This window comes from Streptomyces sp. NPDC004788 (genome assembly GCF_053601115.1).
Genome location: NZ_JBSGBF010000092.1, coordinates 18021 through 32492 on the forward strand (window position 1 = coordinate 18021; position 14472 = coordinate 32492).

The window sequence follows — 14472 nt, forward strand, 5'->3', positions numbered from 1 at the left end:
ACCGGATCACCGACGAGCGGCTGGGGTCCGTCCGGCAGCCCTAGTCCGCCGGGTCGGCGGGGTGTGGCGCCACCAGCGGCAGCTGCGACGCGAGCCGCGCCTCGCACAGGCCGACGAGCACCTCGTACGCCGCCGCGCCCATCATCTCGACGAGCTCCGGCTTGTACGAGACGTACACCGGGTCCTTGCCGACGTGCGCCGAGCTCGCGGTGGTGCAGTACCAGTGCAGGTCGTGGCCGCCCGGGCCCCAGCCGCGCCGGTCGTACTCGCCGATCGACACCTGGAGCACCCTGGTGTCGTCGGGCCGGTCGATCCAGTCGTACGTGCGCCGCACCGGCAGCTGCCAGCAGACGTCCGGCTTGGTCTCCAGCGGCTCCCGGCCCTCCCGCACGGCCAGGATGTGCAGCGAGCAGCCCGCGCCGCCCGCGAAACCGGGCCGGTTCTGGAAGATGCAGGAGCCCTTCCAGCGGCGGGTCTGCCGGTCGCCGTCCTCGTCGACCTGCGTCCAGCCCGTCTCCGTGCCGACGTCGTGGAACTCCCACAGCTCGGGCGTGAGCCGGGCGACGTGCTCGGCGACCCGCTTCTCGTCGTCCTCGTCGGAGAAGTGCGCGCCCAGCGTGCAGCAGCCGTCGTCCGCGCGCCCCTCCTGGATGCCCTGGCAGCCGTTGCCGAAGATGCAGGTCCAGCGGGAGGTGAGCCAGGTCAGGTCACAGCGGTAGACCTGCTCCTCGTCCTCCGGGTCGGCGAACTCCACCCAGGCGCGCGGGAAGTCCAGGCCCTTCTCGTCGGGTTCCTGGTCCTTGGCCCGCTTCTTCACGGCCTTCGCGGCGTGGGAGAGCCTCGCCTGCCCGGCGGCGTCCTTGGCAGTGTCCTTTGCGGTGTCCGTGCTGTCTTTGCCCGGCTTGACCTTTTTCGTCTTTGGCACAAGACCAAGCGTATGCGGGCGCGCGCAGTAGCGTTTCGTCCATGAGACTCGGAGTCCTCGACGTCGGTTCGAACACAGTGCACCTGCTGGTGGTGGACGCCCACCCCGGCGCCCGCCCGCTGCCCGCGCACTCCCACAAGGCGGAGCTGCGCCTCGCCGAGCTCCTCGACGAGCGCGGCGCCATCGCCGAGGCGGGGGTCCGGCGGCTCGTCGCCACGGTCCGCGACGCGCTCACCGCCGCCGAGGACAAGGGCTGCGAGGAGGTTCTGCCGTTCGCCACCTCCGCGGTGCGCGAGGCCAGCAACGCCGACGCCGTCCTCCACCAGGTGTACGAGGAGACCGGCATCGCGCTCCAGGTGCTCAGCGGCGAGGAGGAGGCCCGGCTCACCTTCCTGGCCGCCCGCCGCTGGTTCGGCTGGTCCTCCGGCAAGCTCTTCCTCCTCGACATCGGCGGCGGCTCCCTCGAAGTCGCCTTCGGCATCGACGAGGAGCCCGACGCCGCCGTCTCCCTGCCGCTCGGCGCCGGTCGCCTCACCTCCGGCTGGCTGCCCGGCGACCCGGCGGATCCGGCCGACGTGAAGTCGCTGCGCCGCCACGTCCGCGCGCAGATCGCCCGTACGGTCGGCGAGTTCAGCCGCTTCGGCTCCCCGGACCATGTCGTGGCCACGTCCAAGACCTTCAAGCAGCTGGCCCGCATCGCGGGCGCGCCCGGCTCCGGCTTCGGCCTCTACGTGCAGCGCAACCTGTCGCGGAAGTCGCTGGAGGAGTGGGTGCCGCGGCTCGCCGCGATGACGGTCGCCGAGCGGTCCGCCCTGCCCGGCGTCTCCGAGGGCCGGGCCGCCCAGCTGCTCGCGGGCGCGCTGGTCGCGGAGGGCGCGATGGACCTGTTCGAGGTCGAGGAGCTGGAGATCTGCCCGTGGGCGCTGCGCGAGGGCGTGATCCTGCGGAGGCTCGACCACCTGCCGTAGGCCCGTAGCCGCGCGCCCCCGGCCCGCGCCGGTCCACGGGGCGCGGGCCGAGGCGCGGCTGGGGGGCGCGGTCACGGCGAGCCGGGGCCGGGCCCGGAGGTGACCGGAACCACCCCCCGGCCCCCGGGCCCGCCCCGTACCCTGTCTCCGTGGCAGAACCAGCGGTGCGCATCCCGGATGCGAAGGTCGCCCTGTCGACGGCCTCGGTCTATCCGGAGTCGACGGCGACGGCCTTCGAGGTCGCCGCGCGCCTCGGCTACGACGGCGTCGAGATCATGGTGTGGACCGATCCGGTCAGCCAGGACATCGAGGCGCTGCGCCGGCTCTCGGACCACCACCAGATCCCGATCCTCGCCGTACACGCCCCCTGCCTCCTGATCACCCAGCGCGTCTGGTCCACCGACCCGTGGGTCAAGCTCCAGCGCGCGCAGGCGGCGGCCGAGAAGCTGGGCGCGTCGACCGTGGTCGTGCACCCGCCGTTCCGCTGGCAGCGCCAGTACGCGCGGGACTTCGTGACCGGCATCTGGCGCATGGCGGACGAGACGGACGTGCGCTTCGCCGTGGAGAACATGTACCCGTGGCGGTACAAGGACCGCGAGATGCTCGCGTACGCCCCCGAGTGGGACGTCACCAAGGCCGACTACCGGCACTTCACGATCGACCTCTCGCACACCGCGACCGCCCGCACCGACACCCTCGCCATGGTCGACCGCATGGGCGACCGGCTCGGCCACGTCCACCTCGCCGACGGGCGCGGCTCGGCGAAGGACGAGCACCTGGTCCCGGGCCGGGGCAACCAGCCGTGCGCGGAGCTGCTGGAGCGGCTCGCCCACAACGGCTACGACGGCCATGTCGTCATCGAGGTCAACACCCGGCGCGCCATGTCCTCCGCCGAACGCGAGGCCGATCTCGCCGAGGCGCTGGCCTTCACCCGGCTCCACCTGGCCGCCGCCTCGCGGGGCACGCACGCGTGAGCGACGGTTCGACGGGCGCTGCTCCCCGGCGGCGCGGCCGCCCCTCGCGTACGGCCGCGGACGACGGCGGACCGGGCGCGCGGGAGCGGATCCTGGCGGCGGCGCGGGAGCTGTTCGCCGAGAAGGGGTACGACAAGACCTCGGTCCGCGGCATCGCGAAGGCCGCCGGGGTCGACCCGGCGCTCGTGCACCACTACTACGGGACGAAGGACGAGGTCTTCGCGGCGGCGATCGAGGTGTCGTTCGAGCCGACGGCCGTCGTCCCGGCGATCGTCGCGGGCCCGCGCGACGCGATCGGCGAGCGGCTGGCCCGCTTCTTCATCGGCGTCTGGGAGAACCCGGCGACCCGCGCCCCGCTCCTCGCGGTCATCCGCTCGGCGCTGACGCACGAGGCGGCGGCGAAGGTGCTGCGGGGCTTCGTGCTGCGCCGGCTCCTGGAGCGGATCGCGGGGGAGCTCGACGTACCGGAGCCGAAGCTGCGGGCGGAGCTGGCGGCCTCGCACATGATCGGGATCGCGATCCTGCGGTACGTGATCCAGGTGGAGCCGCTGGCGTCGGCGGACCCGGAGGAGATCGTGGCCCAGGTGTCGCCGACGCTGCAGCGCTACCTCACGCAGCCCTGACCCCCCGGCCCGCACCCCCCGACCCGCACCGTCCCCGACCCGCACCCCCCGACCCGCACCGTCCCAGCTGACCACGAGCCGAACATCCGTCTCGTATAGCGGACATGGTTGTCCGGATCTTGGAGTCGAAGCGTACGCTCGACTGCAAGCACACCCATCACGAGGAGCGAGCGACGATGCCCGAGCTGAGGTCCCGCACAGTCACCCACGGCCGCAACATGGCGGGCGCCCGCGCCCTTATGCGCGCCTCCGGTGTACCGGGCGCGGACATCGGACGGAAGCCCATCATCGCGGTGGCGAACTCCTTCACCGAGTTCGTCCCCGGCCACACCCACCTGCAGCCGGTGGGCCGGATCGTCTCCGAGGCCATCACGGCCGCCGGCGGCATCGCCCGCGAGTTCAACACGATCGCCGTCGACGACGGCATCGCCATGGGCCACGGCGGCATGCTCTACTCGCTGCCCTCCCGCGACCTGATCGCGGACAGCGTGGAGTACATGGTCGAGGCGCACTGCGCCGACGCCCTGATCTGCATCTCCAACTGCGACAAGATCACCCCGGGCATGCTGATGGCCGCCCTGCGGCTCAACATCCCGACCGTCTTCGTCTCCGGCGGCCCGATGGAGTCCGGCCGCGCGACGCTCGTCGACGGCACGGTCCGCACGCTCGACCTGGTCGACGCGATCTCCGAGGCCGTCAACGACAAGGTGTCGGACGCGGACATCCTCCGCATCGAGGAGAACGCCTGTCCGACCTGCGGGTCGTGTTCCGGCATGTTCACCGCCAACTCGATGAACTGCCTCACCGAGGCCATCGGCCTCTCCCTGCCCGGCAACGGCACGGTCCTCGCCACCCACACCGCCCGGCGCGCGCTGTACGAGAACGCCGCCCGCACGGTCGTGGACCTCACGCGCCGCTACTACGACGAGGACGACGCGTCCGTCCTGCCGCGCAACATCGCCACCCGCGCGGCCTTCGAGAACGCCATGGCCCTCGACATCGCCATGGGCGGCTCCACCAACACGATCCTGCACCTGCTCGCCGCCGCCCAGGAGGCCGAGCTGGACTACGGCCTGACCGAGATGGACGCCATCTCGCGCCGCGTGCCCTGCCTGGCGAAGGTCGCGCCGAACGTCGCGCCCCGCGGCACGTACTACATGGAGGACGTCCACCGGGCCGGTGGCATCCCCGCCATCCTGGGCGAGCTGCACCGCGCCGGCCTGCTCAACGAGGACGTCCACGCCGTCCACAGCCCCTCCCTCGCCGACTGGCTGAAGAACTGGGACGTCCGCGGCGGCTCCCCGTCCGAGGACGCCGTCGAGCTGTGGCACGCGGCCCCCGGCTGCGTCCGCTCCGCCACCGCCTTCTCCCAGTCCGAGCGCTGGGACACCCTCGACGTGGACGCGGAGGGCGGCTGCATCCGCGACGCCGCCCACGCCTACTCCAAGGACGGCGGCCTGGCGGTCCTGCGCGGCAACCTCGCCGTCGACGGCTGCGTCGTGAAGACGGCGGGCGTCGACGAGTCGATCTGGACCTTCGAGGGTCCGGCCGTCGTCTGCGAGTCGCAGGAAGAGGCCGTCGAGAAGATCCTCAACAAGCAGGTCAAGGACGGCGACGTCGTCGTCATCCGCTACGAGGGCCCCAAGGGCGGCCCCGGCATGCAGGAGATGCTCTACCCGACCTCCTTCCTCAAGGGCCGCGGCCTCGGCAAGACCTGCGCCCTCGTCACCGACGGACGCTTCTCCGGCGGCACCTCCGGCCTCTCCATCGGCCACGCCTCCCCGGAGGCCGCCTCCGGCGGCACCATCGCCCTCGTCGAGGACGGCGACCGCATCCGCATCGACATCCCCACCCGCGCGATCGAGCTCCTGGTCGACGACGCGACCCTGGCCGCCCGCCGCGAGGCCCTCGGCGGCGTCTACGCCCCGAAGAACCGCGAGCGCAAGGTCTCGGCGGCGCTGCGGGCGTACGCGGCGATGGCGACGAGCGCGGACAAGGGCGCGGTGCGGGACGTGACGAAGCTGGGCTGACGCCCGCGCTGTGAGTGTGTACGACGAAGGGGGAGCGGCTGACCGCTCCCCCTTCGTCGTACCGTCCGTCACCGGTGGGCCGTCCGTCACCAGTGGGCGGGGTCCCGCCCGTCCACCGCGAACACCGACCCGTCCGGCGCCGTCCCGTACACGCGGTCGCCCGTCACCACCGGCGTCGGCACGGAGGCCGTGAAGCCCAGCCTGCCGTCGTGGAGCCGGGGCTCGGTCTGGCCGAGGACGGTGCCGCGCGCGGTGTCGACGGCGAACAGGCGCCCGTCGGCCGCCGAGAAGTAGAGGCGCGTGCCGTCGGCCGAGAGGACCGGCTGGGAGACGTGCCCGGCGGAGGTCTCCAGCTGCCACAGCGTGCGGCCGCCGCCCGAGTCGCCCGAGTCGCCCGAGTCGCCCGAGCCGGCCGTGTCGACGGCGACGAGCGCGCCGGTGTGGTCGAGGAGGTAGACCGCGGTGCCGTGGGCGGTGATCCGCGGGTCCTCCATGCTGAAGGGCAGCGGCACGCGGTGCGTGGTCCCGCGCGCCGGGTCGTGTCGGACGACCGCGTTGGTTCGGCCCTGGAACCCCTGGGACGTCAGGAAGAGCGTGCCGTCCCCGCCCGTGGCGGCGGCGACGAGGTCGCCGGGCAGCCGGCGCTGGTGGACGACTTCGCCGCTCCTCGCGCGCACCGAGGTGACCAGGGTGTGGGCGCCGTCGGCGGACGCCTCGAAGACGTGCACGAGGCCGGTCGCCGGGTCGTACGGGCCGGTCTGCGGAGCGATGTTCCCGCGCAGCGGGTGCTGCCAGAGCCGCCGGCCGGTCGCGCCGTCGAGGGCGGTGAACGTGCCCGACGGGGAGCCGAGGAGCAGGGTGTCGCCGGCGGCGATGGGGTCGGCGAAGTACGCCGACATGTCCGTGCTCCAGCCGGGCCTGCCGGTGTGCGGATCGTAGGTCGTGTAGCGGTCGCCGCTGACCGTCCCGAGCCGCCCGCCGGCGAGCACGGGCGCGACGGCGTCCGTGCCGTCGCCACGGCTCGGCACCGACCAGGCTTGCTTGCCGGTGCCCGCGTCGAGCCGCGCCACCGAGTTCGAGCCGCGCGCGGCGCAGAACAGGGCGCCGTCGTACGGAGCCGCGGCGCAGACCGGCGCCGAGGCGCCCGCGCCGGGCAGCGCGGTCCGCCAGGCGTCGAGCGGCCGCGACGCGGCCGTCCGCTGCGCCCGTTCCTGGTCCTCGCTCCCGCCGTGCTGTACGGCCAGCAGGACACCGCCCGCCGTCAGCGCGGCGAGCACGGCCGCGGCCACGACGGCGAGCGGCCGGCGGCGGGAGCGCCGCGGTGCCTCGACCGCCTCGGTGCGCGGGCCCGTGGCGGTGGCGGGGTCGACACCGGAAGCCCTGAGCGCACGCGTGTCCGTGTCCCCGGCCATCACCGGTATCGGGGAGGACGCCCGGCGCTGCGCCGGTATGAACGCCGCCGCCTCGTACGACGGCGGCAGCAGCGCCGCCATGACCTCGTCCGGCGTCGGCCGCTCCGCCGGCTCCTTCGCCAGGCAGCGCGCGACGAGCGGCGCCAGCTCCTCCGGGACGTCCGTCAGGTCCGGCTCGTCGTGGACGACCTGGTACGCCACGATGTACGGGCTGTCGGAGTCGAACGGCCCGCGCCCGGTCGCCGCGTGCACCAGGACCGAGCCCAGCGCGAAGACGTCCGCCGCGGGACCGACCTGCCGGGGCCGCTGGAACTGCTCGGGCGCCATGAACGGCGGCGAGCCGATCAGCTTGCCCGTCTCCGTGTGCAGATCGCTGTCCGCGGGCCGCGAGATGCCGAAGTCGATCACCTTCGGCCCGCTGTCCGTGAGCAGCACGTTGCCCGGCTTGAGGTCCCGGTGCACCACACCGGCCCGATGGATGTCGCGCAGCGCCTCCGCGAGCCCGGCCGTGAGCCGGCGCAGCTCGGCGGGGCTCAGCGGGCCGTTCCTCTTGACCTGTTCGGCGAGCGTCGGCCCGGGCACGTACAGCGTGGCCATCCAGGGCCGCGGCGCGTCCGGGTCGGCGTCGACGACCGGCGCCGTGAACGCGCCGCTCACCCGGCGGGCCGCGTTCACCTCCTGCCGGAAGCGGGCCCGGAACTCCGGGTCCGACGCATAGGTGTCGTGGACGATCTTGACCGCGAGTCTCAGCCCGGAGGCCGAGCGGGCCAGCCGGACGATGCCCATGCCGCCGGAGCCGAGGACGGCCCCGAGCCGGTACTCGCCCGCGTACTCAGGATCTTCCGCTTCCCGGCCGACGCCGGTGCCGCGCAACGGTGGCATTGCCCCACCCCGTGTGTTTCCCCGTCGGTGCCGTGCGCGCGCACGACGCACGGAGCCTAGACCATGGCGCATCGGATCCGGACATGGCTTGGTAGCCTGCGCGCGTCGTCCGAACGGGGGAGAGCTCGAATGTCCAATCGCTACCAGATCACGTCCGCCTACCGCGTGAACGTCCGGTCCGGCCCGAGCACCAAGTACTCGATCGTGCGCACGCTTCCGGCCGGTTCCTACGTGACGGTCTACTGCCAGACGCCGGGCGAGTGGATCACCGGCCCGTACGGCACCACCAACCTGTGGGACAACATCGCCGACGGCGAGTACGTCTCCGACGCGTACGTGCACACCGGCAGCGACGGCTACGTCGCCCCGCGCTGCTCCTGACCCCTCTTCACGGGGTGCCGGGACACCGAGCGGGATAATCGACTCGTGAGCGACGAGAACCGCACCCCCGAGAAGCCGGCCGGCCCCCAGCCCGAGGACATCCGCTTCTTCGGGACCACCTGGCTGGACCACTCCGGCCACTACGGGCTGCGCCGCGCCGCCGTCGCCGTCGGGTCGCTCGCCGCGGCGGTCGCCGGCTGCCTCGTGCTCCGCTTCGCGTACCAGGGCCTGGAGATCGCCGAGGTCGGCGGCTTCGTCAGCGTCCTGGTCGTCGTCATGTTCGCGATCTGCAGCGCCATCGCCTTCCGCAGGACCTGGGAGGGCTTCTCCCGCCGCCCGGCCGACCCGGCCCGCGAGGACGCGCTGCGCAGCGTGAAGGCGATCGGCTTCATCGGCTCGCTGCTCGCGTACTTCTTCCGCGCGCTCTCCGAGGCGCCCGGCGAGAGGCTGCGCCGCACGGAGTACGAGACCGCCCGCGCGCAGTACGAGAAGCGCCGCGCCGGCCGGGCCGGCAACCCCTCCCAGCGCAAGAAGCCCAAGCGCTAACCCACTCCCCGCCCCCCGGGTCCTTGACGCGCGGCACCCCCGGGCCCACTATTCATCGCATGATGAATAAAGCGGTCGACGGCACCGTCGACGGCGCCATCACCGCCTCCGGCCTCACCGTCGTCCGCGGCGACCGCACCGTCCTGCGCCAGCTCGACTTCACCGTCCCCCGCGGCCGCATCACCGGCCTCCTCGGCCCCTCCGGCTGCGGCAAGACCACCCTCATGCGCGCCGTCGTCGGCACCCAGGCCAAGGTCACCGGCACCCTCGACGTCCTCGGCCGCCCCGCCGGCGACCCGGCCCTGCGCGCCCGCATCGGCTACGTCACCCAGGCCCCCTCCGTCTACGACGACCTCACCGTCCACCAGAACCTCGACTACTTCGCCTCGGTCCTGCTCCCCGGCCGCGCCCACCGCGACCAGCGCCGCGCCGCCGTCGACCGGGCCATCGAGGACGTCGACCTCGCCTCCCACGCCCACGCCCTCGCCGGCCGGCTCTCCGGCGGCCAGCGCAGCCGCGTCTCGCTCGCCGTCGCCCTGCTCGGCACACCCGAACTGCTCGTCCTCGACGAACCGACCGTCGGCCTCGACCCCGTACTCCGCCGCGACCTGTGGGACCTCTTCCACCGCATCGCCGCCGACCGCGGCACCACCCTCCTCGTCTCCTCCCACGTCATGGACGAGGCAGAGCGCTGCCACCGGCTGCTGCTGCTCCGCGAGGGCGAACTCCTCGCCGAGGACACCCCCGACGCACTGCGCCGCCGCAATGACACCGCCACCGTCGAGGAGGCGTTCCTCCACCTCGTCGACGCCGCCGCGGCCCGCGCCCGCACCCGTGACCAGGAGAGCCGATGAACGGTGCCCGCACCCTCGCCACCGCCGCCCGCGTGCTGCGCCAGCTCCGCCACGACCCCCGGTCGATCGCCCTGATGCTGCTCGTGCCGTGCGTGATGCTCTTCCTGCTCCGCTACGTCTTCGACGGCAGCCCGCAGACCTTCGACTCCATCGGCGCCTCGCTCCTCGGCATCTTCCCGCTCATCACCATGTTCCTGGTGACGTCCATCGCCACCCTGCGCGAACGCACCTCCGGCACCCTCGAACGCCTCCTCGCCATGCCGCTGGCCAAGGGCGACCTCATCGCCGGCTACGCCCTCGCCTTCGGCCTCGTCGCCGTCGCCCAGTCCGTCCTCGCCACCGGCCTCGCCCTGTGGTTCCTCGGCCTCGACGTCATCGGCTCGCCCTGGCTGCTGCTCCTGGTCGCCCTGCTCGACGCGCTGCTCGGCACCGCCCTCGGCCTCTTCGTCTCCGCGTTCGCCGCGTCCGAGTTCCAGGCCGTCCAGTTCATGCCGGCCGTGATCTTCCCGCAGCTGCTGCTCTGCGGCCTGTTCACCCCGCGCGACCGGATGGCCCCGGCCCTGGAGGCGATCTCGGACGTGCTGCCTATGTCGTACGCCGTCGACGGCATGAACCAGGTCCTGCGCCACACCGACGTCACCGTCGACTTCGTACGGGACGCCCTCGTCGTCGCCGGCTGCGCGGTCCTCGTCCTCGGCCTCGGCGCCGCCACCCTCCGCCGTCGCACGGCATGACCGTCCCGCATGACCGTTCCGTGGACAGCCGACGCGCCGGACGGGGGCCCGGTGCAAGGATGTCCTTGCACGTGGAACCCCTCCGGCGAGGTGAACAGAACGATGACCCAGACCGTCGCAGTCCTCGGCACCGGCAAGATCGGTGAAGCGCTCCTCAGCGGCATGATCCGCGCCGGCTGGCGCCCCGCGAACCTCCTGGTCACCGCCCGCCGCGCCGAACGCGCCGCCGAACTCCACGCCCGCTACGGCGTCGAGGCCGTCAGCAACGCCGACGCCGCCAAGCGCGCCGACACCCTCATCCTCGCCGTGAAGCCCCAGGACATGGGCCGGCTGCTCGACGAACTCGCCCCGCACGTCGCCGCCGACCGCCTCGTCATCAGCGCCGCCGCCGGCATCCCGACCGCCTTCATCGAGGAACGCCTGACCGCCGGCACCCCCGTCGTCCGCGTCATGCCCAACACCCCCGTCCTCGTCGACGAGGGCATGTCCGTGATCTCCGCCGGCAGCCACGCCACCCCCGAGCACCTCTCCCACACCGAGGAGATCTTCGGCGGCGTCGGCAAGACCCTGCGCGTCCCCGAGTCCCAGCAGGACGCCGCCACCGCCCTCTCCGGCTCCGGACCCGCGTACTTCTACTACCTGGTCGAGGCCATGACCGACGCCGGCATCCTCCTCGGCCTGCCCCGCGCCCAGGCCCACGACCTCATCGTCCAGGCCGCCATCGGCGCCGCCGTCATGCTCCGCGACAGCGGCGAGCACCCGGTCAAGCTCCGCGAGGCCGTCACCTCCCCGGCCGGCACCACCATCTCCGCCATCCGCGAGCTGGAGAACCACGGCGTACGGGCCGCCCTCATCGCCGCACTGGAAGCCGCCCGCGACCGCAGCCGCGAGCTCGCCTCCGGCAACGGCTGAGCCCCTACTCCGCTACTCCGCCGCCTTCAGCACGTCCTCCGTGCTCACGACCCGGGCGAACTGCCCGCCGTGCAGCGACACCGCCGTCGCCCGGGTCAGCTCCTCCGCCGTCTGCGACCAGCCGAACGGACCGGCCAGGTCGAAGGTGTGCATCGCGTCGATCGCGAACAGCACGTCGTAACCGAGGTTCCCGCCCATCCGCGCGGTCGTCTCGTTGCACATGTTCGTCTGGATCCCGACGATCACGAACTGCCGGATCCCAGCCTCCTTCAGCCAGGTGTCCAGGTCCGGCTCCCCGTAGAACGCCGAGTTCACCGTCTTCGTGACGAACAGCTCCGGCCCGGCCCCCCGGCCCCGCCGCTCCTCGACGAAGTCCTTGAGGGCATTGCCCTGGCTCCCCGCCGCCAGCGGCGAACCCGCCCGCAGCGAGTCGTGCCGTACGAAGACGACCGGCCGCCCCGTCTCCTGCCACCGGTCGATCAGCGCCGCCATGTTCCGCTCGGCGTCCGCGTTGTCCCGCCGGCCCCAGAAGGCGTCCTCGAACCCCTTCTGCACGTCGATGACGATCAGCGCCGCGTTCTCTTCAACCTTGATGTTCTCCATGCCCACCACCCTGCCGCCGCCCCGCCCCGCACCCCAGAGGCGGAAACGCCATCGATCGATGGTTTACTGCCAAGCGTGGCAGAAGTCGTCCAACGCATCGCCCTCCTCGTCTTCCCCGGCATCCGCGCCTTCGACGTCTCCGTCGTCACCGAGGTCTGGGGCACCGACCGCCGCGACCGCGGCGTCCCACCCTTCACCCTCCTCCGCGCCGCCGCCGACCCCGCCGTCCCCGTCCCCCTCCGGGGCGGCCTCAGCCTCACCCCCGACACCCCGCTCGACCGGCTCGACGCACTCACCCCCGCCGACCTCGTCCTCGTCCCCGGCATCGAGGACCCCGACGCCGACGTCCCCGCCCCCGTCCTCGACGCCCTGCGCCGCGCCCACACCGCCGGCGTCCCCGTCGCCTCCCTGTGCGCCGGCGCCTTCGTCCTCGGCCGCGCCGGCCTCCTCGACGGCCGCCGCGCCGTCACCCACTGGCGCCACGCCCGCACCCTCGCCGACCGCCACCCCCGGGCCACCGTCGAACCAGAGGCCCTCTTCATCGAGGACACCGGCATCTGGACCTCCGCCGGCACGGCCGCGGGCATCGACCTCTGCCTCCACCTCGTCCGTACGGCACACGGCGCGGAAGTCGCCGCCACGATCGCCCGCTCCATGGTCACCGCCCCCTTCCGCACCGGCACCCAGGCCCAGTTCATCGAGCACCCCACCCCGCGCGCCGACCGCGACGCCGACGCCCTCGCCGCCGTACGCGCCCACGCCCTCGCCCACCTCGACGCACCGCACACCGTCGCGAGCCTCGCCGCCCGCGCCGGCATGTCCGCCCGCTCCTTCGCCCGCCACTTCCACGCCACCACCGGCACGACACCCGCCCGCTGGCTGATCGCCCAGCGCGTCGCCGCCGCCCAGAAACTCCTCGAACGCACCGACCACCCCCTCCCCGAGGTGGCCCGCCGCGCGGGCTTCGGCAGCGAGGTCACCATGCGCCAGCACTTCGCCTCGCACCTCGCCACCAGCCCGCGCGACTACCGCGCCGCCTTCCGTCACACGGCGGGCTCCGCCGGCAGCAACCCGATCGCCCGATAGGCCCGGTCCACGACCGGCCGCGCCATCCCGCGCGCCCGCTCGGCCCCCTGCCGCAGCACCCCGGCCACGTACCCCGGATCCGCCGCCAGCTCCGCATGCCGCTCGCGCACCGGCCGCAGCAGCTCGACCACCGCCTCCGCGGTGTCCTTCTTCAGGGCCCCGTACGAGTCGTACGCGTCGGCCAGCTCGGCCAGCCCCTTGCATCCGGTGGCCGCGGCGAGCAGATCCACCAGGTTCGCCACCCCGGGGCTCTCCTCCCGGTCGTAGACGACCACCCGCCCGCTGTCCGTCACGGCCCGCATGATCTTCCGCCGCACCGTGTCCGCGTCGTCGAGCAGATAGATGATCCCGGCGCCGTTCTCGTGCGACTTCCCCATCTTCGATGTCGGGTCCTGCAGATCCATGACCCGCGCCGCCACCACCGGGTTCACCGCCTTCGGCACCGTGAACACCTGCCCGTACCGCTGGTTGAACCGCACCGCCAGATCCCGCGCCAGCTCCACGTGCTGCGTCTGGTCCTCGCCCACCGGCACCTCGTCGGTCCCGTACGCCAGGATGTCCGCCGCCATCAGCGCCGGATACGTGAGCAGCGACAGCCGTACGCTCTGCCCGGACTCCCGGGCCCGGACGCTCTTCTCCTTGTACTGGATCATCCGGCGCATCTCGCCGTCCGTGGCCACGCACTCCATCAGATACGAGAGCCGCGCGTGCTCGTCCACATGACTCTGCACGAAGACGGTGCACCGCTCAGGATCGAGCCCGGCCGCCAGCAGCAGCGTCGCCGCCTGCCGGCTCAGCCGGGTCACCCGCCCCGGATCGTGTTCGACGGTGAGTGCGTGCAGGTCCACCACGCTGAACAGCGCGTCCGCCTGGTGCTGGTCCACCTCGACCCAGCGCCGCACGGCCCCCAGGTAGTTCCCCAGCGTCAGGTGCCCGGTCGGCTTGACCCCACTGAAGATCCGCTTCATGGCCTTGGTTCTCCCTCTCCTGTCGGACGCCCGCCGGCTCGTCGGCCGGGCTCCCGGAGGGGGATACGCGAACGGCCGCCGAGGCGGCGGCCGTTGTGTTGCATGCGCGAGTGCGGCCGCCGGGTCAGGCGGCCCACCACTGGGTGCTGTGCGCATGCGTAGTCATGCGCACAGGCTACCCACCCGGACCCGGGTTGACACGGGATTCCCCGATCCGTAGTGTTCTCCGAGTTGTCCGACGTGAGCACCGACCCCGGTCGGCCCCGGACAGCGATTCCGCAAGAACCACTCAACGCCTGACGGTGTGCTTTGTCGCGCCGTCTTGTCTTTCCGTGTGTTTTTGCGAAATGAGGAATCCGCGTTCGAAGTTTGAGCGTGAGCCGCCGATTGGCTTCGGGGGCCGGGAATCCGCTAAAGTCTCACTCGTCGGAACGGCCCAACAGCCGGAAAGACAAACCCCGCTGACCGGGGATCAGACACCGAAAGGATCTGATAGAGTCGGAAACGCCGGAAGGGCCCGGAGCGAAAGCGAAAGGGACCGGAAAGCACCGAGGAAATCGGATCGGAAAGATCT

At 72.7% G+C, this 14472-nt stretch carries 13 protein-coding genes and 1 pseudogene; 10 read left to right on the forward strand and 4 right to left on the reverse strand.

Annotation, left to right across the window (positions count from 1 at the left end):
- Positions 1-40: 40 nt before the first annotated feature.
- Positions 41-817 carry a hypothetical protein gene (locus ACWEJX_RS30205; RefSeq protein WP_451610608.1) on the reverse strand — a complete coding sequence of 259 codons (777 nt, stop codon included), beginning with the start codon at positions 815-817 and terminating at the stop codon, positions 41-43.
- Between the two features lie 149 nt (positions 818-966).
- Between ACWEJX_RS30205 and ACWEJX_RS30210 the strand changes: the two genes are divergently transcribed.
- The 4 genes from ACWEJX_RS30210 to ilvD all read left to right on the forward strand — a co-directional run bounded on the left by ACWEJX_RS30210 (position 967) and on the right by ilvD (position 5520).
- Positions 967-1893, forward strand: a complete 927-nt coding sequence (locus ACWEJX_RS30210; protein ID WP_451610594.1) for a Ppx/GppA phosphatase family protein — start codon at positions 967-969, stop codon at positions 1891-1893.
- 149 nt (positions 1894-2042) lie between these two features.
- Positions 2043-2867 (forward strand): sugar phosphate isomerase/epimerase family protein, encoded by an 825-nt coding sequence (locus ACWEJX_RS30215; RefSeq protein ID WP_451610595.1) that lies wholly within the window; start codon positions 2043-2045, stop codon positions 2865-2867.
- Positions 2864-3490, forward strand: coding sequence for a TetR/AcrR family transcriptional regulator (locus ACWEJX_RS30220; RefSeq protein ID WP_451610596.1), 627 nt, complete (start codon positions 2864-2866; stop codon positions 3488-3490). Before ACWEJX_RS30215 ends, ACWEJX_RS30220 begins: the two co-directional genes overlap by 4 nt.
- A 176-nt stretch (positions 3491-3666) precedes the next feature.
- Entirely contained in the window at positions 3667-5520 is a 1854-nt protein-coding gene (gene ilvD, locus ACWEJX_RS30225) for a dihydroxy-acid dehydratase (RefSeq protein ID WP_451610597.1), read from the forward strand.
- 86 nt (positions 5521-5606) lie between these two features.
- On the opposite strand, the gene ACWEJX_RS30230 is transcribed toward ilvD, so the two are convergent.
- Positions 5607-7814 (reverse strand): protein kinase domain-containing protein, encoded by a 2208-nt coding sequence (locus ACWEJX_RS30230; RefSeq protein WP_451610598.1) that lies wholly within the window; start codon positions 7812-7814, stop codon positions 5607-5609.
- Positions 7815-7961: 147 nt separating this feature from the next.
- Between ACWEJX_RS30230 and ACWEJX_RS30235 the strand changes: the two are divergent.
- From ACWEJX_RS30235 to proC, 5 genes and pseudogenes are all read left to right on the forward strand, one after another.
- A pseudogene (locus ACWEJX_RS30235) lies at positions 7962-8195 on the forward strand (SH3 domain-containing protein); the annotation flags it as partial.
- Positions 8196-8240: 45 nt separating this feature from the next.
- Positions 8241-8741 (forward strand): hypothetical protein, encoded by a 501-nt coding sequence (locus ACWEJX_RS30240; protein ID WP_451610599.1) that lies wholly within the window; start codon positions 8241-8243, stop codon positions 8739-8741.
- Between the two features lie 59 nt (positions 8742-8800).
- Positions 8801-9595, forward strand: coding sequence for an ABC transporter ATP-binding protein (locus tag ACWEJX_RS30245; protein WP_451610600.1), 795 nt, complete (start codon positions 8801-8803; stop codon positions 9593-9595).
- On the forward strand, positions 9592-10329 hold the full coding sequence (locus ACWEJX_RS30250; protein ID WP_451610601.1) for an ABC transporter permease: 738 nt from the start codon (positions 9592-9594) through the stop codon (positions 10327-10329). Before ACWEJX_RS30245 ends, ACWEJX_RS30250 begins: the two co-directional genes overlap by 4 nt.
- A gap of 102 nt (positions 10330-10431) precedes the next feature.
- On the forward strand, positions 10432-11241 hold the full coding sequence (proC, locus tag ACWEJX_RS30255) for a pyrroline-5-carboxylate reductase (RefSeq protein WP_451610602.1): 810 nt from the start codon (positions 10432-10434) through the stop codon (positions 11239-11241).
- Between the two features lie 12 nt (positions 11242-11253).
- Here the strand turns inward: proC and ACWEJX_RS30260 are convergent, their stop codons facing one another.
- The gene (locus ACWEJX_RS30260; protein ID WP_451610609.1) at positions 11254-11835 is read right to left on the reverse strand and encodes a cysteine hydrolase family protein; all 582 of its coding nucleotides are present in this window, start codon (positions 11833-11835) and stop codon (positions 11254-11256) included.
- Positions 11836-11919: 84 nt separating this feature from the next.
- Between ACWEJX_RS30260 and ACWEJX_RS30265 the strand changes: the two genes are divergently transcribed.
- Complete coding sequence (locus ACWEJX_RS30265) at positions 11920-12930, forward strand: GlxA family transcriptional regulator (protein WP_451610603.1); 1011 nt, start codon at positions 11920-11922, stop codon at positions 12928-12930.
- Here ACWEJX_RS30265 and trpS read toward each other — a convergent pair.
- Entirely contained in the window at positions 12888-13898 is a 1011-nt protein-coding gene (gene trpS, locus ACWEJX_RS30270; protein ID WP_451610604.1) for a tryptophan--tRNA ligase, read from the reverse strand. The two genes, ACWEJX_RS30265 and trpS, sit on opposite strands and share 43 nt — an antisense overlap.
- Between the last annotated feature and the right edge of the window lie 574 nt (positions 13899-14472).